The following is a 22,084-nucleotide window of genomic DNA, read 5'->3' on the forward strand; positions in this document are numbered from 1 at the left end:
TTGAGAATTTATTTCTACAGCTGATCAAAAGCCAAATTTAGGGGGAACACACATGAAAAAACATTGGTTTAAGAAGTCAATGGTTACTTCAATGGTTGGAGCATTAGTACTTTCTGGTGCACTTGCAGGCTGCTCAAAGGATTCAAGCGATGGAAAAACTACTTTAACAGTTTGGGGTATGGGAGAAGAAGCAAAATCCCTTCCTAAGATCGCAGAAGAATTTGAAAAAGAAAATCCAAAGATCGATGTAAAAGTGCAAGCTCTTCCTTGGGATCAAGCACACGATAAACTTTTAACAGCGGTTGCATCTAAAAAAGGACCAGACGTTCTTCAGATGGGAACAACATGGATACCTGAATTCGCTTCAGCAGGAGCTTTAAAAGATTTAACGCCTCACGTAGAAGATTATCCTGAATTAGATCCGAAAAACTTCTTTGAAGGTTCTGTTGAAACGACTAAATACGAAGATAAAATGGTTGGTGTACCTTGGTACGTTGACACACGTGTACTTTACTACCGTACAGATCTGCTTAAAGAAGCAGGCTTCAATGAAGCTCCAAAGACTTGGGATGAGCTGAAAGATGCTGCAGACAAGCTAGCTGACCGTGGCAAAGGAAAATACGGGATCTCAATTGATGCTAAGGAACAGAGTCTATCTTTCATGTTCGCTCGCCAAAACGGAGCTGAACTTTTAGGTGAAAACAACGAACCTAAATTCAACGAACCAAAGTTTGTTGAAGCAGTTGAATATTTGAACAGCTTTTATGAAAGCGGAGCTGCACCTAAGGAAGAGCTTGGCATGGATATCATCCAAGGCTTCCGTGGAGACGGTATTCTTCCAATGTTCATCAGCGGTCCATGGATGATCAAGCTGATCAACGACCAAGCACCTGACTTAAAGGGAAAATGGTCAACAGCTGTACTTCCAGCTAAAGAAAACAATATCTCAGCATTAGGTGGTTCTAACCTTTCTGTGTTTGAACACACGAAGCACGAAAAAGAAGCATTGAAATTCGCAGCATTTATGAGTAAACCAGAAACACAGTTGAAGTGGATGGAAATGACTAACTCTCTTCCAGCAGCTCAAAAGTCTTGGGAAGATGAGTCACTTACTAGCAACGAATATTACAAAGCATTCGGCGAGCAAATGGAAAACTCCCAGCCGATGCCTGTTATTAAACAATGGGAAGAAATCGCTCAAACGTACTTGAAGAGCTTTGAGAAAATCTATCGCGGCGGAGCAGACGTTCAAAAAGAAATGGATGCTTTCGACAAGAAATCAGAAGAGATATTAAAGAAATAAGTCCGGTTTAATATAGGTATAACGAGCAGCTAACCCTGCTCGTTACCTTTTTATTGTTAGACTTGGGGAACTTTGAAGGATGTGAAAAACATGAAAAGCTATTCAAAAACAACTCCTTATCTCTTTATAGGACCGGCTCTGATATTATTGGCCTTATTTTCTCTATTCCCAATTGTTGTTGCTTTGGTGATTAGTTTTACCGATATCGACCTAGCTGGTTTAGCTGATTATTCGAACATCAGCTTTATAGGAATTGAAAATTATTTAAATATATTTAAAGATCCGATCTTCTTAAAATCGATCGGCAACACCATCTTTTATGTAGTGTTCGGTGTTCCGCTTGTAATCGCATGTTCACTTGGAATTGCACTATTGATCAACTTTGGTACTGCACGTATTTTCAAAGCTTTTCGACTCGTTTTTTATATGCCTTCAATTACGAACGTAGTCGCTGTAGCTGTTGTTTGGACTTATCTTTATAACCCGCAATTCGGACTGTTTAACTATTTGCTTGGGCTTGTCGGCATTCCGGCGATTCCTTGGCTGCAAGATCCAACGATCGCAAAAGGTTCATTGATCGCCTTAGCTGTTTGGCGCGCAATCGGTGTTAATATGATTATCTTCCTCGCTGCATTGCAAGGAATTCCAAAAACGTATTATGAAGCCGCACAGCTTGATGGTGCGAACAATTGGAAACAGCTTACGAAAATTACGATTCCATTGCTTCGGTATGCGATCTTTTTCGTATCGATCACGACGATGATCGGCTGGATTCAATTTTTCGAAGAACCATTTGTTATGACAAAAGGCGGACCATTAGACAGTACGACTTCAGTTGCACTATTTATTTACCGCAACGGATTCCAGCTAAGCAACTTCGGTTATGCTGCTGCCGGATCATTTGTCTTATTTATCGCAATTATCATCATTACAATGATTCAGTTCAGATTGCAAAAGAAAGATACCGACTTTTAAGATGTGAGGTGAGAACATGAAAACAAAAGTATCTGATGCTAAAAAAGCTTACAAAATGCAGCAATGGATAGCCGGAATCGTTTTAACACTTGGCGGATTGCTAGTTGCCATTCCGTTTATCTGGATGATCCTTTCCGCTTTTAAACCTGAAAGTGAAGTCCTTCAGCTCACACCGACATTGTGGCCTGAAACGTTTACAGCGGAAAACTTCATCTATCTGTTTGAGAACATGAACTTTGGTGTTTATTTAAAAAATACAATTATCGTTGTCCTCTGTTCTTTCGTCGGACTTTTCTTTAACGCGATGGCTGGATATGCTTTTGCAAAGTATAAGTTCAAAGGCCGGGACAAGCTCTTCTATCTTGTGCTTGCGACAATGATGATTCCTGGACAGGTTACGATGATCCCTGTTTACTTGATCCTCAACCAGATGGGGTTAACGAACACGATGACTGGTGTAGTGTTGCCCGGTTTAGTCGGCGCATTCAGCATCTTCTTGTTCAGACAGTTTATGTCCACGATTCCTGACGAGCTGCTTGAAGCTGCTCGATTAGATGGAGCGAGCGAATTCCGCGTGTTCATGCAGCTTATCCTTCCGATCTCAAAGCCAATTATGGCGGTGCAGGGAATCCTGACCTTTATCGCTGGATGGAACAGCTTCTTATGGCCATTGATCATCGCGAACGATGAAAGCTTGTATACATTATCTGTAGGATTGAGTCTTTTAAAAGGACAATACGGCGGGAACTTTGCATTGCAGATGGCGGGTTCAACCTTCATGGTCGTGCCGATCGTAATCATCTTCATCATCTTCCAAAAGCACATTATCGAAGGCTATACCATTTCAGGTATGAAATAATAAGAAGGGCTGACTAATTTAATGTCGCCCTTCCTTTATATATTGGACCTTTTACCGGTACGTGTTCTTATATTTATTACACGTTCGCTCAGAATTTCCAACCTGCGCTCAGAATCTCTAACCTAGGCTCAAACGTAGTTGAGTTTCGCTCAAACTGGGCTAGCTACACTCAAAATGCCCCACTTTTTGCTCAACCGGGATCAATTTCCTTTAACATTAGCAAAATGCATTCAACTCTTCGGCCGCTTCAAGAGATTTTAAATAAAAAAGCACCCTCATCCACGCGGGATTCAGGTGCTCACATTATCTATTGAATTGAAAATACTTCTTTTTCAAGCAATTCTTCTGGCTTTTTACCGATTGGATCTTGGTGAAAGTAGTCACGGACCACGCCATCTTTTAAATAGTTGGCGATCGATACCATGATCATCCCCTGATCCAGTGCAAGATACGCCTTTGCGATCTCACCCGTTTCGACGTTTACTGAATCGTAGAATCCATACGTACTGTAAGTGTCTAGCTCTTTTAATGCTTTGATGTTTTGACGAACTGCTTCTGGATCATAATCCAATGCGAGGAAAGAAGCATGAGCTGTTACTGTCGCGCCATCTTTGTATCCAGACGTGCCGAGTGGCGTTGCTGCGAATTCACTGTATCCGTCAGGTGTTGCTGCCGGCGAGAATCCCCAAGCTGGATATCCTTTTTCTTCTGCAAATGCCTGCTGAAGCTCAACGTGACGTGCATTGTTCAATCCGAGAGCGTTCTTCCCTAGGTCTTTCTCTTTTAAAACGATTCCCGGCATAAGGCTTTCGAACATGCTTCCACCCCAGCTCGGTACAAACTTTACTCCGTTGTATTCATAATGCCCTTCAAATACAGTAACTCCATCATAAACAGCATCATGTCCCTCTGGAATTTGAGCCTGCCAATCCCAGCTTGCCGGCATCGTACGGTACATCTTCCACCAGTGCTCACTTGGAACATCACCTTTTCCGATCGAGATATAGCTCGCGACACGCGGTTCAGTATTGAACAATCCGTAATGATGATCCGTCAGCTTACCTTGAGCAACATCATATCCACCGCGGAACTGACCAACTTCAGAATCGTACAAAGTCGTGTAATTCATGTTCTCAACCAGCTTGCTCGTTTGAGGATTAAGTTCATCGTAGGCTTGTCCGACAACAATTAATCCAGCAGACAGCCAGCCGTTATCTACTTGAGAGATAAATTGCCCCCAGTCTGTTTTTAGCGATCCATCCTTCGTGTTGTACCAGTTATAAAATAATCCATTCCATTTTTCTAGTTTTTCAAGTGTATTCAGCGTTATTTGAATTCTTTTTACTGCCTCATCCTTCGTGATAATTCCTAGCTGCTGAGCAGAAACCGTACTCATCATGTACATCCCGATGTTTGTTGGAGATGTGTGAGTCGCATCCTTCTTACCATCTGCTGTATAACGTGTTTCGTCATACGTCATTCCTGTAACCGGATCTGTATGGTCCTGATAAAATTTATACGTTTTCTTTGCAATCGCTTTCAATTCAACCTGAAAAGCAAGGTCTTCTCCGAGATCAGCCGCTGTAGCTTTCGGTGTAACAAACAAGTTCGCAAAAAGACTAAACATTAAAAGAAAGCATATTACCTTTGCTGGTTTCATAAAATGCTGCCCCTTTCAGTTTTAAAATCATCGTCAATCGAAACGTTTCACCAACATTTTAACATTTACAAAGAAAGAACATAAGTACATTTCACAAGATTCGGTCATATGGTTTATATGAATCTCGCAATTACAGGTAAAAGGGATTATTAAAATGAAAATATAAGGAAAATCTTAAGTTAAGCTTTCATAAGGAAAATAAAGGATGAGAGTCTTTTTTATAGAAGAGAATAGCAGACCTTTGAAAGGAGTTTTTTTATGAACGGTAATATACTTCAAGATAGAATATGCATTCAACAATTAGAAGAATTAAAGTTAGTTGGCTTTCGAGTTCTTTGTGATGCTGATCAATACATAAATGAGATTCTAAAAGCATCTCTCTCATTAAAAGATCGGATAATGGACATTAAACACGTCATCTCACCTGATCAGCAAATCGGAGCTTTTATGGTGGATGCCGATTCTGAAAATGAAGATGGTTATTGGGTTTGCGTTCAAGTCGATAAATATGAGGACATTCCGAAAGACATGACCTCTCTCACTGTTCCGCAGCAAACATATGCAATGATCACGCATGAAGGATCTAACCATGACATCAGAAAAAGTTATGAAAAACTTCATGAATGGATTATGAAAAATAACTACACAAGGTCACTTAACAAATGGCATATCGAACGGTTTCTTGATTATAAGAACAAAGATCAGCTAAAGGTTCAGCTCTTCGATACGATATTATAATTAATATTTTTTTAACGAATGGGGGCAAAAGACAGGAATGAATGTACGTGAAGGAATTGTAAAAGGCTACAAAGAAATGAAAGTTCCCTATGCGTTTTTAAATAAGACTGAAAACCCAAAAGGACTGGCAATCATTCTTCCAGGCATGGGCTATACCGTTAAATCACCTATACTCCACTTCGCCACAGGAGCATATTTAAATAGGGGTTATAACGTCCTGCATATAAACTATGAGTACCACACAGATCTGTATGACCATTTTACATATGAAGATTTAAAAAGTGCATTAGCAACAGATGTGATGACAGTGCTACATGAAACTTTACGTGATGCAGATTTTAAATCTTATTACCTTGTAGGTAAATCCTTTGGATGTTTGGCGATGCCAGAAGCTTTAAATTTTCACTCTTTGCAAAACGCTAAAACGGTTTGGTTAACACCACATTTGAAAGAGAAAAACATTTTCGAGACAATGTTAAACAGTCAAAACAAGGGATTATGTATGATCGGAGACAAGGATTCTTTCTACAATCAAGAAAGCTTAGAACAATTACAGACGAATAAAAACATAAATTACTTTATTCCCCCGGAGGCGAATCATGCTTTAGAGATAGACGGTCAAACACTCGATTCGATTGACTTAGTAAAAAGAGTTGTAAAAATGATCAATGAATTTTAATAGAAAGGACACCTTCTATGAATTTCAAAATCAATGAAGCTATTGAGCTATTGGAACGTACACCTGAAACGCTCTCTTCTCTTTTAACTGGCCTTTCTCCTGATTGGTTAACTTGCAATGAAGGCAGTGGCACATGGAATACCCTCGAGGTTGTAGCTCACCTTATTGAAGGTGAAAAGGTGAACTGGATTCCGCGTATGAATATGATTCTGACAAAAGGCGAGGACTATACCTTTCCACCCTTTGATCGTTTTGCGCATTTATCTAAAAGTGAAAAGAACATAGAGCAGCTATTGATGGAGTTTAAACAATGCCGTGAAGAAAGTCTTATAAAACTGAGAAATCAGCTTAGCAGCGTGACAGATTTTGAACAAACGGCCAGGCACCCAGAATTCGGACCTGTTAGATTAAGAGAATTACTCTCGACTTGGGCCGTTCATGACTTAACGCACATCTCCCAGATTACAAGAATTATGGCAAAACGTTATAAAGAAGACGTTGGGCCGTGGCAAGCTTATTTAAGTATTTTGAAGTAAGAAAAACGCTGTCCATGTGGCAGCGTTTTTTATAACCCAAAAGGCATGAGTCATTTTTTTATTGAGATAGCCTGTTTTTGTCGAAATTTCTATAAATAAATTTATGTGTGGAATTATTAGCTCTATCCGTGGAATTAATTCGATTTACCGTGGAATTAATTCAATTTACCCTGTAATAATTTTAATTTGTCCTGTAAAAAACTTTTTCCATTCAAATCTGTCTTTTTACTAGACACAATTACGTGTTATGTCTTTTCCTCAAAGACAGCACCACTACTTACAAGTCTTGTTTACAAAAAAGAGGATGACTCCAGCCGGAATCATCCTTTTTTCTGCCTAATAAGCACCATCCGAATAGGTCAGCTCATAGCTATGGCTATAGATCTCAACTAAGTTGCCGAAAGGATCTTCACAATACACCATCCGATACGGTTTTTCTCCTGGATAGTATTCGCGGATCGGCATTCGTTGCTTTCCGCCATGCGCAACGATTTTTTCTACAAGTCCTTCAACATCTGGATCCTGCACGCAATAATGGAAGATTCCTGTTTTCCAATATTCAAAGTTATTCTCAGGCTTTTCATTGTTTTCAAATTCAAACAACTCAATTCCGATCTTATCGGATGTCGCCATGTGGGCGATTCGAAACTTCTTCCAGCCGGGACCGAATACGTCCGTACACATTTCACCGATCGGACTGTCATCTTCTTCTACTATGGTCGGCTGCATAATTGTATACCAGCCCATTACATCTTCATAAAATTTCACTGCTTTTTCTACATCAGGTACTGATAGTCCGATATGGGAAAAAGAACGCGGGTATCTCATCTTATCTCTCCTTTTATGGCTAGTCTGTAAAACAGTCTTCACCTCAGACAGGCTTATTAACCCTCTTTAAGACATGTTCCCTATGATAAAATAAGAATAAACAACCATTAAAGAAATCAGCCTTATTATAGGAGGAAACGCGATGTCTGAACTAATAACAATGGCGCTCTACCAGCCACATGAGGGAAAAGAAGAACAGCTGAATGAAGTCTTAAAGAACCATATTAAAACGCTAGAAGCAGAAAAGCTTATTACTCAGCGTGAACCTATCCGTGCTATAGCATCTGATGGCACAGTCATTGAGATTTTTGAGTGGAGATCTGAGCATGCGAAAGATGCTGCTCACGAATCCCGAAACGTAATGAAGGTTTGGAATGAAATTATGGAAATTGCAGAAATCAAAAGCCTCTCGTCGTTAGTTGAAGCGAATCATCCGTTTCCTAACTTTGCTCTATACTCTGTATAAAGAAGAAAAAGGAGACCTTTCTCGAGAACATCCTAATTCTAAGATGTAAGTTATCTAAAATTCCTGATAAGGTGCAAATCAAGGGTCTATATTTTTTTATATTGTAAAAATAAAAAAATTGGGGCTGCCAAAAGTAAGTTTACCTTACTTTTGGGACAGCCCCTTAATTCGGTTCATGATCTTTCATCCAGGCTACTAAAGCGGCCGTTTCCTTCTCCCCGCCCTCAAACACATAGTATTTCGTCGTTCCGTTGTCTTTCCCTTTAAGGATTATGTTTTTATGAGCTTCTCTATCGTTCGGATACGGTATGAATAAGTCGAGGTTTTCATTCTTATTATAAGGATTGCTGTAATAAATATGGATATACTTTCCCAATGTAAATTTGTCTATTTCATATGCTGGTGATAACGTTTCAAGCCAAGGATCAGCTAATGTTTGAATTTCATTATACGAATCCTCCACCCAGTCAATACTCGTATTCTTTAAATCAAAACCTAATGGCTGACTCCCGATCAATGAATGCACTTTCTCAAACACCGCACCAGAAACTTTCCCATCAATAGGTTCTTTTTTGGCAGAACAACCTGTAAACAGAATCGTTGAACATACCAGCGTACAGAATAATAAAAATCTAATCTTCATTCTCAGCACCCCTTTTATCGTTAGACGATATCATTTCCAAATGCGTTTCACTTTAGAAAAACAGAGAGGAATGTTCCTCTCGAAAGTGGAATAAATAGAATACAAAAGGAGTGATTTCTTGCTCAGTGAAGCAGATTTAAACATTATTTTCTATACATTATTCTTACTTTCCGGATTGCCTATCAGCTACAAATATGCTGCATTTATGGTAAAGTATACAGGGATGGTTGTCCCTCATTTTTTTATAAGCTTGATGTTGAATCTATGCGTTGGGGTCCTCGGCATCGTAGGATGGATTTTTTTCGCGCCAAAGGTCAGCATTTATTTTACGCTCGGTGGAATATATCTAGGAGCAGGAATAACTGCTTTAAGTTTACTTCTATTGTTAACCTTACTGTTGTATAAAAGAAAAGCTTTATTACTAAGCTTTCAGCACTGGATCTCAACATAAAAAACACCTTCCATTCAAATGAGGAAGGTGTTTCGTCAATTTTATGCGTTTACTTTTTCTTTTTCCAAATCACTTGCAGGTCCAAAGAATTCAAAATTAATATTTTCCTTCTTTATGTTTAACTCTCGAAGTGCATGATTGATTGCCTTCATAAATGGAACAGGGCCGCAAAAGTAATATTCTGCTTCTTTATTTAATGGCAGCACTTGACGAAGCCATTCTTCATCAATATAACCCGTCTGATCGTATCCGAAGTCATCTTCTAATGGTTTTTCATAAACAAAATAAGTTGAGATGTTCTCAGCATTCTCTGCCACTTTTTTGACTTCATTCTTTAATGCATGTGTCTGGCCGTTGATTGCCGCATGAATGAAAGTCACTTCACGCTCAGGCTGTTTTTCTGCCGCTGTTTTCAACATACTTACCATTGGAGTGAGACCAACACCTCCACTGATCAGAACGGCTGGTTTCTTACTCTCCGTGTTTAAGTAAAAATCTCCTGCTGGTGCACTTAAATATAGAACATCTCCCGCTTTTACACCTTCATGTAAATAAACAGATACAATACCGTCTGGAGAATTTAAGCCTGCTTCTTTTTTTACAGAAATTCTATAATGCTCTTTTCCTGGCGCGTCAGATAAACTGTACTGGCGGATATGTGTGTTCGTTTCACCTGGAATCTCCATTCTTACACTTACGTATTGTCCAGGATTGAATTCGGCGATTGGGCCGCCATCTTGAGGTTTTAAGTAGAAGGATGTGATCACACTGCTTTCCTCTACTTTGTCCGCAACAACAAATGCTCTGAATCCTTCCCATCCGCCTTTTTGCTGTTCTGCTGCTTCATACATGCCACGCTCAACTCCGATAAATGCATCAGCGATCACGCCGTATGCTTCGGCCCAAGCGTTGATAATTTCGTCTGTTGCAGCATCACCTAATACATCTTTTATTGCTTGCAGTAAGTTTTCGCCAACAACTGAATAATGGTCTGGTTTTACTCCTAAACTTCTGTGTTTGTGAGCGATCTGCTTTACAACTGGAATGATCATTTCAAGCTTATCAATGTTGGCAGCTGCAGCATAAACAGCATTTGCAAGTGCTGCTTGCTGGCGTCCTTTTTTCTGATTTGCGTGGTTAAAAATATTTAAAAGTTCTGGATGCTTCGTAAAGAGCAGTTGATAAAAACGGGAAGTAATTGCTTCTCCGTGGACTTCTAATACAGGTACGGTTGACTTAATGATCTCAATCGTTCTTGCTTGTAACATGTCAATTCCCCCTCAGTTCTTTTTACAACTCTATCGTAAAAGAATTCGAGAGGAAGGAATGTGATTTAAATCACAATTCCTTTGGACGTTTTGTGAACAAAATTAGGTGTTAGCTGCACTACTTAATATGATAAAATTGGAAAAAGCCATTAAGCGCTTGAAAGGAAAACTCTTATGGAAATCATTCAAACACAAGATTATGAATTAGTAGCAAAACTAAATAAAAACGTCCAGGATGTACACGTTGAACTTTTCCCTGAGTACTTTACACCTTATAACTATGAACCAATCCGACATTTTTATAAAGAAATCATGAAGGATCCTAACCAAAAATTTTTACTTGTAATAGAAGATTCAAGCCCAATCGGTTATGTATGGATGACCCTTCGTGATTCAGCAGAGACACCTTTTAAAAAAGCTTCCAAATCCTTATATATCCATCAGATCAGCATAGAGAAAAACAGCAGCAACAACGGAGCTGGTTCACAAGTCTTAGAATATATCGAGCAACTAGGAAAACAACTCGGTGTTACCAAGATCGAACTTGATTATTGGATTGACAATACGATTGCGAGAAACTTCTATAAAAAAGCGGGATTCTTAATTAATCGCGAAGTTGTATATAAAGAACTTATTTAAAATGAGGAGGTAAGGTTATGGCACATCTGCTTGTCTATCTTTATAAAATCAGACCTGAAGCAAAAGAAAAGTTCCTGGAGATATCAGCGAAAACAAATAAAAAATTTCAGGAATACGGAGGAGTGACAGAGCAAATCTTTAGATTATCCCCCTCTTCAAAAAACTATGGAATATCATTAATTCCTGAAAAACTCGATTTACAAGAGGAAGAGGAACTTTGGATAGGACTGCTGCGCTTCCAATCAGAGGAACATGCCCGTATCACAATGGAAGACTTTGATTCTGACGAAGAAGTGAACGAGCTATTAAACCAGTTTGTTGCTCATGTTGCCCCCCTTGATCATATTTTGTTTGGAGAGTTTGTTTCAGAGCATACAACAATAAAACAGTAAAAAAATTATTATTTGTGTCCCTTTGCCGAAATCACTAAAAAAAGACTCCTTTTTAAGCAAATCACAACATCTGGTAAAGTCCAAACTTGCAATCATTACCATACATTTTCTGCATTTTAGGTACTCAATAAAAAAGTAACAGGTGTTATACTGAAAATACTATTTTTTTATTGACAAGGAGCTATTTGAGATGGAAGAAATTCTAAAACTGATCCTTACCGAAATGAAAGAAATTCGAATTGATATTGGCGATATAAAAAATGTTCAAGGTGCTTTATCTACTAAACAAGAAGATTTCTCCAAACGGATGGATACTTTTGCTTCTAAACAAGAAGAGTTCAGCAATCGTCTAGGCAATCTTGCTTCTAATCAAGACACTTTGGCTTCTAATCAGGAAGAATTCAGTAATCGTCTTGGAACATTTACTTCTAAACAAGAAGAGTTCAGCAATCGTCTAGGTACCCTCGCTTCTAATCAAGACACTTTTTCTTTTAATCAAGAGGATTTCAATAAACGTATGAACACTTTTGCTTCTAATCAAGAAGAATTCAAGAAACAACAATTCATTTTGATTGCTGGGCAAAAGCGAATTGAAAACAAGCTTGATAGACTTAACACAAATGTCATCACAAGTATGGGAGATTATACAGACAAGATTATTCATCACTTTGATGATACAGCTCAAGTGTTAAATAAACGGATATTTAAAGTTGAAACAGAATTAGAGGGAAAAAGCCGACAGTAAAGACATCATGAGTGAAAAGTCTTTGCTTTCATTTTTTTAAAAACAATATCGAATACCTCACGTTGATAGCCATAGCTTATTAGTATGAATATTTTAAGGAGGTCTGTCATGATTTGGTTCTTTCTATTTATTGGGTTCATTCTATTGTTTGCTTTCTTAGTAGATTGGCGGCGCAAAAAGAACAACAATCATTCCCATCATTCTTCCGCAAAGCCAGGTGAACATTCAAACTACCAGATGGGTGACCGGTTTACAAGCGGAGGCGGCGGAATTGGTGGTGGCGGAGAACAATAACAAACACCTCTAACGAGAATAGAGGTGTTTATCCAAACTCTTTTTGATGTGCCTTTTTCATCTTCAAATACTCTTCATCTGTTCTGGCGAGTTTCCACTTCTCTTCAAAGATGGCAGCTGATTTTGCTTTAACTGGATCGATCTGTCTCTCAATTACCTCGCCGTTTTCATCATATTTTCTGCCACCCTTGTAATTGGTGTATCGCCGTGCACGGGTATAACCCATCTGTAAAAACTTCCTTGTCATATCCGCGCCTACAAAATCTTTATTCTTTTTGTACTCTAGGAATTGTTCGTAAATTTTCTCTGATGACTTCTTAGCTTCGTCTGGTGTTTTAAAACGCCAATGAGGAAGAATCTCGCTTTTATAGGGCTCTACAAGAAGTACTCCTTGTTCTCCCCGGCCAACTCTATATTTTTCCGGGTTCTTTCTAAAATCGATATGTTCAAAATCAAGGTCATAATCAAATGGCACAGATTTCCCTCCTTCTTTCTTATCCTTACCCCATTTCAAAAAATTCAAAATAAAAGGCTGTTTTCGCATACATTGCAGCTTTTGAAAGTAGTTGATTTCAGCTCCAGGTTGCTCGCTTTCCACGGGGCGTGCGGTGAACCTCCTGCAGCTTTGCGCCATTAGGAGTCTCCACCTGACCGCTCGTCCCGTAGGAGTCTCGCACCTTGCGCTCCAATCAACTTGCAAAAGATGAGAATAGAAAAAGTCAAAAGCAACAGTTTTTTAAAAAAGAGCCTATAGAAAAGAGTCAAATAAAAAATCCGCTGTTCGTCAGAACAGCGAATTTTTGTAATGGTTAATTGATTTTATATAGAGTCTTCGAAGCTTCTTTAATAAAGGGGCAAGGTGAACCTTTGTAAAACACGGTCAACTCATGCATAGCACGTGTACAGACTGTATAAAAAAGTTTTCGCTCTTGTTCCTTTTGATAGCCTGAAGCGTCGTAAATAGCTGCGGCATCAAACTCTATCCCCTTAGCCAAATAAGAAGGGATGATAATTATGCCTTTTTGAAATGCTGCATCCTCATTAATCATTAGTCGTAGATCTAACTTCGATTTTAGTTTCTCATATACATTTAAACTTTCTTTGGCAGTCCTGCAAATGACAGCGATCGTTTCATGGCCTTGTTTCAGCCATGAATTAATAAGGCTTTCTAATTCCTCATGAATCTGCTCTTCTCCATCCGCCTTAACAACAGATGGCTTTTCTCCGGGTCTGTTAAACGGGATGATTCCGCTCTCATCTTTTAAAAGACTTTTTGTAAACTCTACGATCTCTTTTGTAGAACGATAGCTTCTCGTAAGCGTAATCGTTTCCGAATGCTTCTTGTTTAATAATTTCTCCAGTATTGAAAATGAATGATCTGAAGCATGTGCATAGATGGATTGATTTAGATCACCGAGTACAGTTAAGCTCGCTCTCGGAAAAATACGTTGGATGAACGCAAATTGAAATGGCGAAAAATCTTGAGCTTCATCAATGAAAACATGCCTGACAGCTGCATTCGATTGAAATCCGATCAACAATTCTTTTACGTATAGAAATGGTGTCGCATCTTCATTCGCGAAATGGTTTTGTTTCAGATTAAATAACGTTTGATTGCAGATTTCACTACATACATCGAACTCTGACAATAATTTATTATTTTTCTGAAACAGCTTAGCATATAAACTCTTCATGTCTAAAAAAGTACATTCTTCAACTGATTTTCGAAGCGACTTAAACGCCAGTCTTGTTACATATGCTGACAGGACCTTCTGTTCACTCGCCAAATCGTTAAAAGAATCAGCATCATATTTGTTTCTTTTTTGCAGCTGTTCATAGAGCTTCGTGTAGACCGACTTATCTAAAAACTGAATCTCCTTTTCGACCCATGGTTTCTTGCGTTCTTTTCTTTCAGCTAGTTTCAATTCATTTAAAATCCATTGAGATGTTTGTTTCATACGATATGGAATCGTTTCACGTGAGTCCAATGAATAAAAGTACTCACTGATCTGTTTCGCTCTAATCACTGTTTTATCCCGGAACTTAACATCTGAAAATTGCATACCAGATTCACTTAGCTTTTCAACATATTGATGGATCGCATCTAAGAAGTCAACGGACGCTTTAAATTTGATCCCTTCAATCCGTGAAGATTCACCATCACCGGAAAGAATAGCCTCCATTTGTTCGAATGGCGTTTCAACAGAAAACTCCTTAGCTAAATGATGATCAATATAAGCTTGGAAAGTGGTCTGCTCCATGTTTTCTTCTCCAAGTTCAGGAAGAACGTTTGCGACATAGCTATTGAACATGTTGTTTGGAGAAAAAAGGACAATATGATGGGATTGTAAGGTTTCCCTGTCTCTGTATAAAAGATAGGCAACACGCTGCAATGCAGCAGAAGTTTTCCCGCAGCCAGCTGCTCCTTGTACGATAAGCAAATCACTTTCCGTGTTTCGGATAATGGCATTCTGTTCTTTTTGAATGGTAGCTACTATACTTTTCATTTGTGTATTCGCCTGATTGCCAAGGACTTGCTGAAGAAGTTCATCGCCAATCGCTTCCCCTGTGTCAAACATCCCCTGAATCTGGCCATTTTTTATAATAAATTGTCGCTTTAATTCTAAGTCACCTTTTATCGTTCCACTCGGCGCTCTATAACTCGCATTTCCGAGCGAGTGATCATAATACAAGCTTGATATCGGTGCTCTCCAGTCATGAACCAAAAATTCACTTGTCTCTTCATCATAATAAGAAGCAATACCAAGATAGACTTTTTCTGTTTCACTTTCACCAATTTCATTAAAATCAATTCTTCCAAAGTAAGGTGAGTTCTTCAGTTTTTCGTATGTTTTTAATCGGCTTTCCGCTGAGATATGACTTCTCTCGATCTCAGATAACAATTCAGATTGCTGTTTGATACTTGCCGCTGTTTCAATGGCATCATCAGGATCATCTAGGTTCACGGTAACGTCAGACCAAAAGTTTTTTCGGATTTGGACCACATCAGATCGTTTTCCGCCTAAATGCTCTTGAAGTTTAGAAGTAGCTGTAGAGAGTTCCTTTATTACTTCATCTACTCGTTCTTGTTCATTCTGCTGCTCCCGATTCCATGTCGTCATCCGATCTCTCCCTAAAATAAATTTTCTGTTGACACGCTTTTCCATTTTGTTATATAATATAATTAAGGGTTATTATACACACTAAATTAATTAATGCGCGTCTTTTATATAATAGCATAATCTTGTGCTAAAAGTACATAGTTTATTACACAAAAAGAGTGGCTTCCATTTCAGGAACCACTCTTTTCTTATATTTAGCCTTGTTGCACCTTTGATTTTTCAATCACTTTCTTCATCGCATGCATCTGTCCAAGGTGATACGTTTCATGGAACACAGCGAAATTCACCAATTCACCGAACGTTTTAAAGTCGAAAAATTGTTTCTCTAACTTTTCTTGTAAACGATCTTCTGGGATCTCTTTTATACGAGCCATTTGGTCCTTTAGTTGTACTGTTAGTTCAGAGAGGGATGGCACTTCACTTTTCCAGTCAGCAGGACTTGTTCCTCTGTTAAATAGATCGATGTAATTAAATGGAAGGTGATTTGATTTTTCCGGATATCCAAACATAAAATATTCAGCTGTTGTTAAAACATGACCGACATGCCAAAGGATATTGTTGTTAAATCCTTCAGGCTGAACTTCAGCCGTTTCTGTGTCTAGCTCGCCAAGATGTTTCAGGAAAAAGCTTCGTGACAATTCAAAGTTCTTAATAGTTAATTCACTCATCTTTACGCCTCCCTTAAAGTTAAAAGCACTTTCAATTTTAATTATACAAGCTTAAAAATCAGTTGACTAATAAAAGAATGATCATCGATATTGATTATGAATCGGGCTGAAGAGATCTTCGCTTGCCTTCCTGACTACCGAGAAGTGGTCAACGTTATAATGGCCATGAAGGATTTTATTATGATGTTCGATGATTTGTTGGGCTTTTAACACTGCAGAGTCTGTCGTTGAGTGACCATCGCCGACTAATGTTACATCGAGTCCGTTTACTGTCGCCATTCTTACGGCAGTATCGATGCAATGCTCTGTTTTGCATCCCATAATCACGACATGACTAATTTCTTTTTCTTTTAAATCTTCTAATAGAGAAGTACCGTAAAATGCATTTGTGGCTTTTTTATTAAAAAATGCTGCTCCTTCAGGTACATGGATTTCCGAATGAACTTCGAAACCTTTCCCCTCACCTTCTGCAACGTCTAGATCTCTTACAAATATGATCTCCGCTCCCGCATCCATCCCTTGTTTAATTACTAGGTTAATATTCTTTTTTAGCTGATCTTGGTTAAAAACGGCTTGTTCTTCTTTATTCCCATCGATCAGTTCCTGTTGAGCATCTATAACTAATAGTGCATTTTTCATTTTAACAACTCCTTATTATTAACATGTAATCGTTCAAAGGAAGAACGATATTTCTCTATCTTTTCAACCAGCTTTTTTCTTAAATTCGACATCCAATCCGGATGATCAGCGGAATCTGAAATATCAACTGAACGAAGTAATTTGACAAACATCGTAAGATCATGAAGTCTATTAAACATCGGTAACTGCTCTACTAAATCAGAATCCAAGGTCGTTTCGCTTTCATATCCATTAACGAATTCAGCAAACAAAGGGTTCGTCATCTTTTGATCATCAAGATCTCTTAATGCAAAAGCGATATCAGCGGCATACCAATAATAGGCACAATCATCAAAATCGAGTATTCCTGCCACGTTATCTTCCCAGCACTGATTATCTAATTCAAAATCATAATGAATCAAACCGAAATTTTCTTGAGTAACCGGCAATGCTTCTGCCCAGTTAACGAGATAGGCAAGCTCTTTTTTCGCAGCAGTCTCATGCATCGGAAGAAAGTTTTCTGCACTGTTTAGATGATCCTTCCAGCTCAACCGGTTAAAATGAACAGATTTATCGCATTTTTTCATCGTATCGTGAAGCTTCCCGAGTGTTTTTCCCCATATAAAAAACTGATCCTGTTTAAGCTCATTTATCTCAAACTGCTTACCAGGAAGAGCTTTAAATACAGAAGCGTAATAAATTCCGTTCTCCGCTTCCACACGCTCTACCTTTTTTCCGTTCAACGATTTAACCGGTCTCACTGTACGCAACGATGTTCCATCTAAATAATCTAAGATTTCCATTTCTGCTTCAAGTAATGAAAGTACTCTCTCTGAAACCTCATTAAAACGCAAAAAATGAGTCTCTCCATCATTCTTAAAAACGAAAATAAAGTTCGCACTGTAACGAAAAGCATAAACACTTCTTTCATCATAATCCCAATGCTCAAGGATTTTCTCTGCTATAGAACTGCGCCATTCACAGTCTACCGTGCTTGCCACTTTCAACATTGTACTAAGTTTCATCATTTGCTTATTGCACCTCTTGTATTAGATTTTTTTATCTAAAACCTTTCAATAAGCCAGAGATCTCTGCAAAAGAAAAAGCCAAATGAGCAGGATGCCCGTTTGGCTTTAAAGTTTTTTTAATCAGAAAAGCCCCTGGAAGTCATACTAAACCAGAGCACACCAATTAAATGTTTATTTTTTATAACCGTTGGGCGAGGACAAGATATGACTGTTCTTATTGAATTTCTTAATCATTTTGTCATCACCCCTTTCATTTGATATTTCCAGTATAAACCATGTTTGATAAAATTCCTATTATTTTTTTCTAGGTATCGTTAATGTTTTCCATTCATCCGACTTAAGCATTTTCGCAATATAAACAATCTGTCCGATGTGATACGAATAGTGATACATCTGGCGCTCGATTGCATCCATTACAGAGTGAGGCTCATTTCGGATATAGATTTTACGAAGAAGATCTTCTTCTTTCAACCTGTCTAGTGTTCCAAAGAACACTTCCCATCCTTTGTTCCACACCACTTTCATTTCCTCGCGGTTAGAAATCGTGTTCTCAAATTCACCGTCACGGTTACGGTCAGGTTTTTCTCCGTCCGTGTCAAAAATGTCTGTCCATCTGGAGATCATATTTCCGCTCATGTGCTTAACGATTACGGCAACACTGTTGGAATCTTCATTCGGGTACCAAAATAATTGTTCTTCCGGAAGATGCTCAAACGTCTTTTCCGCATAGTTTTTCGCATCCAGAAAACGCGCTTTAACAGAACGCATATATTCAGAAGATACATCCGTTTTCGCAAGACTCATACTACACAACTCCTTTACAGGTAGAATCTCTTATTCTATTTCTGCTCTTTTCTTAAAAGTCCTATGAGACCGTATCAAAAGCTGGCGGATATACAATTTTTCCTTTAATCTGGTCTAAAGACCCTTCTTTTATCTCTAAGGCCATGAAAACTTCATCAGGAACTGGAAATGGCGCTTCAATTTCTTTAGTTGATGCTGGTATAAATCCAAACTTCGGATAAAATTCTGGATGACCTAACACTACCACATTCTCGAACCCTTGATCCTTCGCCCTCTTTAGCCCCTCCTCTACTAACAATGAACCTACACCTCTGTTCTGGTGTTCAGGAACGACGGCCATAGGAGCAAGTGCCAAAGTCGGGATTTCATCCTTCCCTGATTTAATGTGAACGATACTAAAAAGAATATGTCCGATCAGCTCCCCATCACTTTCAGCGACTAAGGAAAGCTCTGGCACGAACAAATCTGAATTCCTAATCGCATTTACTAATCTCGATTCATTGTCACCTTTAAAAGCCAAATCGTTTATTTGGGTGATCGCTTTTTGGTCTCCGTTTCTTTCTGTTCTGATTCGTATCATGACAATATAACCTCCTTTAGACAGAAAGAACTGCTCTCTCAAGTGAGACAGCAGTCCAGTTACTTCTATTATTGTAGTTCGTTGATGAATTTTCCAGGAATTAATTTCAAATCTTCATGAATCGTGTTTAACTTCTCTTCAAAAGCTGTGAACAACTCGTCAGCTTCTGCCGCTTTCGCTTCGTCTTCTAAACCAGCAACTTTTGCTTCATATGACTTCTTCAGCTCTTCTAAAGCACCTTTAATCGTTGCTTGGTTATCTTCTGATAATTCAGTTGGAACTTTAACGGATGGAATTTCAGCTACAGCTTTTTCTCCAGCTGCTTTTGCATCTGCTTTAAGCTGGTCAAGCTCTTCTTTCGGAAGTGCTTCTTCGCCTTCTTTCGCTGCACCTGCCGCATATGCATTGAATGCTGCATGATACTCTCTAAGCTGCTGCATCAGTTCCCCTTCAAAGTTAAGAAGAGTGATTTTTTCTGTATTATCATTTTCCTTTTTCTCTGTAGCTGCCGCTGGTTTTGCTTCTTCTTTCGGCTTTTCTTCTTCCTTGCTGCAACCTACGCTAAGCGCAAGAACTGCAGCTGCTGTTACTGCTAAAAATTTTTTCATTGAGAATGCCCCCTATATCTATATTTCTATTTTTTGGAACTTTCTCATTTTAATACTTTTTCTTAATATTGTAAATTAAAATGTTTTCATTTTTTTAAAAAACTGCAAATTAATTCTTAAGCCTTAATATGATTGAATTATCGGATTATTTTAAATAATCTTGAATCGTATATAAAAGTTTTATCACTATAATTATCTATTCCTCTTCTTAATCTCCTTCTCATGATTCAACAGCCATTCTTTTCTCCAAAGCCCCCCTGCATACCCCGTTAAACTTCCATTGGAACCTATTATTCTATGACAAGGTATGACGATGCTTAACTTATTTTTACCGTTCGCGTTTCCAACCGCTCTGATCGCTTTCTCATTTTGAAGAGAGGATGCGATGTTACGGTAAGATGCCGACTCTGCAAAGGGAACTTTAATAAGCTCATTCCAGACGCTTTGTTGAAATAAAGTTCCCTTTTGTTCATAAGGAAATGTAAATATTTTACGCTCCCCTTTAAAATATTCGTCGAGCTGATCATAGCAATCTCTTAAAATCTTTGGAACGTCAGGCTGATGTTCCATCGCTGAATCTCTGTCAACAAACATAATAGATTGTATACATTCTTCGCTGCCAATGATCTCAATAACTCCAATTGGAGATTGATAGTCTAGCTTGAATACCTTATTCATACAAAGACCTCCAAAGATAAAACGTGGCATAAGCTTCCCAGCCCCTCCAGTTTTTCGCCAATTCTATGATTTCAACTTGTTTCGGTTTGATAGCCAGATTCAACTGTACTTTTAACGCATTATGAATGCCAACGTCAGCAACTGGAAAAGCAGTTGTCTCCAGCAGGCATTTCATCATAACGTAGTCTGCTGTCCATGCTCCAACTCCTTTTAACGATAAAAGGGTTTCATGTTGTTTCTTTGGATCCCGGATATTCAGCAGCATCTCTTTCGATAACCTACCTGATGCCATCTCTTTTGCAGCACCGATCACATACTCAGCTTTGCGGCTTGTAAATTGCAGTTTTCTTAAATCGTCTGCATGAAGATTTGCGATCTTTTCAGGTGTGGGATAAAGCCAATAAGATGTTTCCTCATAATCCCGTTTTTCTCCAAAGTGTTCAATAAAGCGTTTTTTAAGTGTGTAAGCAAACTTTAGATTGATCTGCTGACCCATAATTGCCCACGTAATCGCTTCAAATAAATCTGGAATGCCGATCATGCGCAAGCCGTAATACTTAATAGCGAGCGGCTGTAAAATATTATCCTGATTAGTCATCTGATAAAAATCGGAAAGATTTCGCTCAAGGTCAAACCATTCAGAAATATATTTGGCAGCTTGCTCCTTGATTACATTAGTTGGCTGTCCAAGACAAAACTTCACTATGAGACTATTATCCTCACTACTAATCTTCATAAGGACCTCTTCGTCATTTATTCTAACCAGCTTCATAAGATGCTTGTCCTGAATTTGGTGTAGCAGTTCAAGATCTGACCTCCCTAGAAAAACAAGGCATTCGTTAAAGCTAAACTCCTCTGGAAGCAGTAATTTTAAAAAGCTGCCATGATCACTCCATTGCATTCTATGACTCCTTGATCCTGAAAGATTTTCGGTAGTAGCTTGGCGAACAATTTTCCACTCTGCGAAAAGCTTTGTAAAAATTAGAGGGACTCCGAAATCCGGCCTCATAACAGATTTCTAAGTTTGTTCTATATGAGTTCTTTAAGAGAAAAGCTGCTTTATGGATACGGATCTTCTCTAAATATTCACGCGGTGTTTCTTTCATCTCTTCTTTAAAAAGCCGCTCCAAATAAAAAGGACTGACACCGATATGTTCAGCAATATCCTGCAGTACAATCTTTTCATTAAGGTGGTTTACCATAAAGCCGGCAGCTTTTCTTACGAGATCAATCTGCGGACAGTGTTCAATTTCCGGCTGGCATCTCTTGCAAGCTCTATAACCTGCCTCTATGCATTCAGATATAGTCTCATAAAACGTTACATTTACTTTTTTCGGTTTGCGTGACCGGCAAGATGGCCGGCAAAATATCTTGGTTGATTTAACAGCAGTATAGAACAATCCATCATAAGACCTATCACATTCCATGATCTTATTCCACTTTTCATCAAAAGACATTTTTACATGCTTCAAACCTTATCCCTCCACCCCTGCCGCTTTTCT

General features: G+C 38.6%; 27 protein-coding genes. 12 read left to right on the plus strand and 15 right to left on the minus strand.

The window, feature by feature from the left end; all coding sequences use genetic code 11:
* Nucleotides 1–52 precede the first annotated feature (52 nt).
* From UN64_RS11720 to UN64_RS11730, 3 genes are all read left to right on the plus strand, one after another.
* Nucleotides 53–1,303 carry a sugar ABC transporter substrate-binding protein gene (locus UN64_RS11720; protein WP_077362870.1) on the plus strand — a complete coding sequence of 417 codons (1,251 nt, stop codon included), beginning with the start codon at nt 53–55 and terminating at the stop codon, nt 1,301–1,303.
* A 90-nt stretch (nt 1,304–1,393) separates the two neighbouring features.
* The gene (locus tag UN64_RS11725; protein WP_077362872.1) at nt 1,394–2,278 is read left to right on the plus strand and encodes a carbohydrate ABC transporter permease; all 885 of its coding nucleotides are present in this window, start codon (nt 1,394–1,396) and stop codon (nt 2,276–2,278) included.
* Between the two features lie 16 nt (nt 2,279–2,294).
* On the plus strand, nt 2,295–3,137 hold the full coding sequence (locus UN64_RS11730) for a carbohydrate ABC transporter permease (RefSeq protein WP_077362874.1): 843 nt from the start codon (nt 2,295–2,297) through the stop codon (nt 3,135–3,137).
* A gap of 307 nt (nt 3,138–3,444) precedes the next feature.
* Here the strand turns inward: UN64_RS11730 and UN64_RS11735 are convergent, their stop codons facing one another.
* Nucleotides 3,445–4,797 (minus strand): glucoamylase family protein, encoded by a 1,353-nt coding sequence (locus UN64_RS11735; RefSeq protein ID WP_077362876.1) that lies wholly within the window; start codon nt 4,795–4,797, stop codon nt 3,445–3,447.
* Between the two features lie 258 nt (nt 4,798–5,055).
* Here UN64_RS11735 and UN64_RS11740 point away from each other — a divergent pair, with 258 nt between their 5' ends.
* The 3 genes from UN64_RS11740 to UN64_RS11750 are packed head-to-tail and all read left to right on the plus strand — an operon-like array spanning nt 5,056 to nt 6,750.
* On the plus strand, nt 5,056–5,535 hold the full coding sequence (locus UN64_RS11740) for a GyrI-like domain-containing protein (protein WP_077362878.1): 480 nt from the start codon (nt 5,056–5,058) through the stop codon (nt 5,533–5,535).
* A 37-nt stretch (nt 5,536–5,572) separates the two neighbouring features.
* Complete coding sequence (locus UN64_RS11745) at nt 5,573–6,214, plus strand: alpha/beta family hydrolase (RefSeq protein ID WP_077362880.1); 642 nt, start codon at nt 5,573–5,575, stop codon at nt 6,212–6,214.
* Between the two features lie 17 nt (nt 6,215–6,231).
* The gene (locus UN64_RS11750) at nt 6,232–6,750 is read left to right on the plus strand and encodes a DinB family protein (protein WP_077362882.1); all 519 of its coding nucleotides are present in this window, start codon (nt 6,232–6,234) and stop codon (nt 6,748–6,750) included.
* 336 nt (nt 6,751–7,086) lie between these two features.
* Here the strand turns inward: UN64_RS11750 and UN64_RS11755 are convergent, their stop codons facing one another.
* Nucleotides 7,087–7,578 (minus strand): lactoylglutathione lyase family protein, encoded by a 492-nt coding sequence (locus tag UN64_RS11755; protein ID WP_077362884.1) that lies wholly within the window; start codon nt 7,576–7,578, stop codon nt 7,087–7,089.
* 142 nt (nt 7,579–7,720) lie between these two features.
* Between UN64_RS11755 and UN64_RS11760 the strand changes: the two genes are divergently transcribed.
* Nucleotides 7,721–8,044 carry a hypothetical protein gene (locus UN64_RS11760; protein ID WP_077362886.1) on the plus strand — a complete coding sequence of 108 codons (324 nt, stop codon included), beginning with the start codon at nt 7,721–7,723 and terminating at the stop codon, nt 8,042–8,044.
* Between the two features lie 163 nt (nt 8,045–8,207).
* Here the strand turns inward: UN64_RS11760 and UN64_RS11765 are convergent, their stop codons facing one another.
* Nucleotides 8,208–8,687, minus strand: a complete 480-nt coding sequence (locus UN64_RS11765; RefSeq protein WP_077362888.1) for a hypothetical protein — start codon at nt 8,685–8,687, stop codon at nt 8,208–8,210.
* 118 nt (nt 8,688–8,805) lie between these two features.
* Here UN64_RS11765 and UN64_RS11770 point away from each other — a divergent pair, with 118 nt between their 5' ends.
* Nucleotides 8,806–9,138, plus strand: coding sequence for a hypothetical protein (locus UN64_RS11770; protein WP_077362890.1), 333 nt, complete (start codon nt 8,806–8,808; stop codon nt 9,136–9,138).
* Nucleotides 9,139–9,179: 41 nt separating this feature from the next.
* On the opposite strand, the gene hmpA is transcribed toward UN64_RS11770, so the two are convergent.
* The gene (gene hmpA, locus UN64_RS11775) at nt 9,180–10,406 is read right to left on the minus strand and encodes an NO-inducible flavohemoprotein (protein ID WP_077362892.1); all 1,227 of its coding nucleotides are present in this window, start codon (nt 10,404–10,406) and stop codon (nt 9,180–9,182) included.
* A 174-nt stretch (nt 10,407–10,580) separates the two neighbouring features.
* On the opposite strand from hmpA, the gene UN64_RS11780 reads away from it, so the two are divergent.
* The 4 genes from UN64_RS11780 (at nt 10,581) to UN64_RS11795 (ending at nt 12,476) form a co-directional block, all read left to right on the plus strand.
* Nucleotides 10,581–11,045, plus strand: a complete 465-nt coding sequence (locus tag UN64_RS11780; protein ID WP_077362894.1) for a GNAT family N-acetyltransferase — start codon at nt 10,581–10,583, stop codon at nt 11,043–11,045.
* A gap of 17 nt (nt 11,046–11,062) precedes the next feature.
* Nucleotides 11,063–11,437, plus strand: a complete 375-nt coding sequence (locus UN64_RS11785; protein WP_077362896.1) for a hypothetical protein — start codon at nt 11,063–11,065, stop codon at nt 11,435–11,437.
* Between the two features lie 190 nt (nt 11,438–11,627).
* The gene (locus UN64_RS11790; protein WP_077362898.1) at nt 11,628–12,182 is read left to right on the plus strand and encodes a hypothetical protein; all 555 of its coding nucleotides are present in this window, start codon (nt 11,628–11,630) and stop codon (nt 12,180–12,182) included.
* A gap of 108 nt (nt 12,183–12,290) precedes the next feature.
* The gene (locus tag UN64_RS11795; RefSeq protein ID WP_077362900.1) at nt 12,291–12,476 is read left to right on the plus strand and encodes a hypothetical protein; all 186 of its coding nucleotides are present in this window, start codon (nt 12,291–12,293) and stop codon (nt 12,474–12,476) included.
* A 28-nt stretch (nt 12,477–12,504) separates the two neighbouring features.
* On the opposite strand, the gene UN64_RS11800 is transcribed toward UN64_RS11795, so the two are convergent.
* The 11 genes from UN64_RS11800 to UN64_RS11850 all read right to left on the minus strand — a co-directional run bounded on the left by UN64_RS11800 (nt 12,505) and on the right by UN64_RS11850 (nt 22,039).
* Nucleotides 12,505–12,951, minus strand: a complete 447-nt coding sequence (locus UN64_RS11800) for a DUF4385 domain-containing protein (protein WP_077363752.1) — start codon at nt 12,949–12,951, stop codon at nt 12,505–12,507.
* 334 nt (nt 12,952–13,285) lie between these two features.
* Nucleotides 13,286–15,598, minus strand: coding sequence for an RNA polymerase recycling motor HelD (gene helD, locus UN64_RS11805; protein ID WP_077362902.1), 2,313 nt, complete (start codon nt 15,596–15,598; stop codon nt 13,286–13,288).
* A gap of 194 nt (nt 15,599–15,792) precedes the next feature.
* Nucleotides 15,793–16,266, minus strand: coding sequence for a DinB family protein (locus tag UN64_RS11810; protein WP_077362904.1), 474 nt, complete (start codon nt 16,264–16,266; stop codon nt 15,793–15,795).
* Nucleotides 16,267–16,347: 81 nt separating this feature from the next.
* Complete coding sequence (locus tag UN64_RS11815; RefSeq protein ID WP_077362906.1) at nt 16,348–16,905, minus strand: cysteine hydrolase family protein; 558 nt, start codon at nt 16,903–16,905, stop codon at nt 16,348–16,350.
* Nucleotides 16,902–17,912 carry a phosphotransferase enzyme family protein gene (locus UN64_RS11820; RefSeq protein ID WP_077362908.1) on the minus strand — a complete coding sequence of 337 codons (1,011 nt, stop codon included), beginning with the start codon at nt 17,910–17,912 and terminating at the stop codon, nt 16,902–16,904. The genes UN64_RS11815 and UN64_RS11820 overlap by 4 nt, the downstream gene beginning before the upstream one ends.
* Before the next feature lie 294 nt (nt 17,913–18,206).
* Complete coding sequence (locus UN64_RS11825) at nt 18,207–18,716, minus strand: DUF1572 family protein (RefSeq protein ID WP_077362910.1); 510 nt, start codon at nt 18,714–18,716, stop codon at nt 18,207–18,209.
* 61 nt (nt 18,717–18,777) lie between these two features.
* On the minus strand, nt 18,778–19,296 hold the full coding sequence (locus UN64_RS11830; RefSeq protein WP_077362912.1) for a GNAT family N-acetyltransferase: 519 nt from the start codon (nt 19,294–19,296) through the stop codon (nt 18,778–18,780).
* A 68-nt stretch (nt 19,297–19,364) separates the two neighbouring features.
* Nucleotides 19,365–19,904, minus strand: a complete 540-nt coding sequence (locus tag UN64_RS11835) for a hypothetical protein (protein ID WP_077362914.1) — start codon at nt 19,902–19,904, stop codon at nt 19,365–19,367.
* Between the two features lie 192 nt (nt 19,905–20,096).
* On the minus strand, nt 20,097–20,582 hold the full coding sequence (locus UN64_RS11840; protein ID WP_077362916.1) for a methylated-DNA--[protein]-cysteine S-methyltransferase: 486 nt from the start codon (nt 20,580–20,582) through the stop codon (nt 20,097–20,099).
* Nucleotides 20,575–21,483, minus strand: a complete 909-nt coding sequence (locus UN64_RS11845) for a DNA-3-methyladenine glycosylase family protein (RefSeq protein WP_077362918.1) — start codon at nt 21,481–21,483, stop codon at nt 20,575–20,577. The genes UN64_RS11840 and UN64_RS11845 overlap by 8 nt, the downstream gene beginning before the upstream one ends.
* A gap of 1 nt (nt 21,484) precedes the next feature.
* Nucleotides 21,485–22,039: a bifunctional transcriptional activator/DNA repair enzyme AdaA gene (locus UN64_RS11850; RefSeq protein ID WP_077363754.1), complete on the minus strand. Its 555-nt coding sequence runs from the start codon at nt 22,037–22,039 to the stop codon at nt 21,485–21,487.
* Nucleotides 22,040–22,084: the final 45 nt, after the last annotated feature.

The sequence above is a fragment of the Fictibacillus arsenicus genome (assembly GCF_001999465.1).
Taxonomy (GTDB): domain Bacteria; phylum Bacillota; class Bacilli; order Bacillales; family Fictibacillaceae; genus Fictibacillus; species Fictibacillus arsenicus.

What these genes read in the sequence shown, in the direction of transcription:
- UN64_RS11720 (WP_077362870.1), top strand. Translation starts at nt 53, where the DNA reads ATGAAAAAACATTGGTTTAAGAAGTCAATGGTTACTTCAATGGTTGGA.
- UN64_RS11725 (WP_077362872.1), top strand. Translation starts at nt 1,394, where the DNA reads ATGAAAAGCTATTCAAAAACAACTCCTTATCTCTTTATAGGACCGGCT.
- UN64_RS11730 (WP_077362874.1), top strand. Translation starts at nt 2,295, where the DNA reads ATGAAAACAAAAGTATCTGATGCTAAAAAAGCTTACAAAATGCAGCAA.
- UN64_RS11735 (WP_077362876.1), bottom strand. Translation starts at nt 4,797, where the DNA reads ATGAAACCAGCAAAGGTAATATGCTTTCTTTTAATGTTTAGTCTTTTT.
- UN64_RS11740 (WP_077362878.1), top strand. Translation starts at nt 5,056, where the DNA reads ATGAACGGTAATATACTTCAAGATAGAATATGCATTCAACAATTAGAA.
- UN64_RS11745 (WP_077362880.1), top strand. Translation starts at nt 5,573, where the DNA reads ATGAATGTACGTGAAGGAATTGTAAAAGGCTACAAAGAAATGAAAGTT.
- UN64_RS11750 (WP_077362882.1), top strand. Translation starts at nt 6,232, where the DNA reads ATGAATTTCAAAATCAATGAAGCTATTGAGCTATTGGAACGTACACCT.
- UN64_RS11755 (WP_077362884.1), bottom strand. Translation starts at nt 7,578, where the DNA reads ATGAGATACCCGCGTTCTTTTTCCCATATCGGACTATCAGTACCTGAT.
- UN64_RS11760 (WP_077362886.1), top strand. Translation starts at nt 7,721, where the DNA reads ATGTCTGAACTAATAACAATGGCGCTCTACCAGCCACATGAGGGAAAA.
- UN64_RS11765 (WP_077362888.1), bottom strand. Translation starts at nt 8,687, where the DNA reads ATGAAGATTAGATTTTTATTATTCTGTACGCTGGTATGTTCAACGATT.
- hmpA (WP_077362892.1), bottom strand. Translation starts at nt 10,406, where the DNA reads ATGTTACAAGCAAGAACGATTGAGATCATTAAGTCAACCGTACCTGTA.
- UN64_RS11780 (WP_077362894.1), top strand. Translation starts at nt 10,581, where the DNA reads ATGGAAATCATTCAAACACAAGATTATGAATTAGTAGCAAAACTAAAT.
- UN64_RS11785 (WP_077362896.1), top strand. Translation starts at nt 11,063, where the DNA reads ATGGCACATCTGCTTGTCTATCTTTATAAAATCAGACCTGAAGCAAAA.
- UN64_RS11790 (WP_077362898.1), top strand. Translation starts at nt 11,628, where the DNA reads ATGGAAGAAATTCTAAAACTGATCCTTACCGAAATGAAAGAAATTCGA.
- UN64_RS11795 (WP_077362900.1), top strand. Translation starts at nt 12,291, where the DNA reads ATGATTTGGTTCTTTCTATTTATTGGGTTCATTCTATTGTTTGCTTTC.
- helD (WP_077362902.1), bottom strand. Translation starts at nt 15,598, where the DNA reads ATGACGACATGGAATCGGGAGCAGCAGAATGAACAAGAACGAGTAGAT.
- UN64_RS11810 (WP_077362904.1), bottom strand. Translation starts at nt 16,266, where the DNA reads ATGAGTGAATTAACTATTAAGAACTTTGAATTGTCACGAAGCTTTTTC.
- UN64_RS11815 (WP_077362906.1), bottom strand. Translation starts at nt 16,905, where the DNA reads ATGAAAAATGCACTATTAGTTATAGATGCTCAACAGGAACTGATCGAT.
- UN64_RS11820 (WP_077362908.1), bottom strand. Translation starts at nt 17,912, where the DNA reads ATGATGAAACTTAGTACAATGTTGAAAGTGGCAAGCACGGTAGACTGT.
- UN64_RS11825 (WP_077362910.1), bottom strand. Translation starts at nt 18,716, where the DNA reads ATGAGTCTTGCGAAAACGGATGTATCTTCTGAATATATGCGTTCTGTT.
- UN64_RS11830 (WP_077362912.1), bottom strand. Translation starts at nt 19,296, where the DNA reads ATGATACGAATCAGAACAGAAAGAAACGGAGACCAAAAAGCGATCACC.
- UN64_RS11835 (WP_077362914.1), bottom strand. Translation starts at nt 19,904, where the DNA reads ATGAAAAAATTTTTAGCAGTAACAGCAGCTGCAGTTCTTGCGCTTAGC.
- UN64_RS11840 (WP_077362916.1), bottom strand. Translation starts at nt 20,582, where the DNA reads ATGAATAAGGTATTCAAGCTAGACTATCAATCTCCAATTGGAGTTATT.
- UN64_RS11845 (WP_077362918.1), bottom strand. Translation starts at nt 21,483, where the DNA reads ATGCAATGGAGTGATCATGGCAGCTTTTTAAAATTACTGCTTCCAGAG.
- UN64_RS11850 (WP_077363754.1), bottom strand. Translation starts at nt 22,039, where the DNA reads ATGTCTTTTGATGAAAAGTGGAATAAGATCATGGAATGTGATAGGTCT.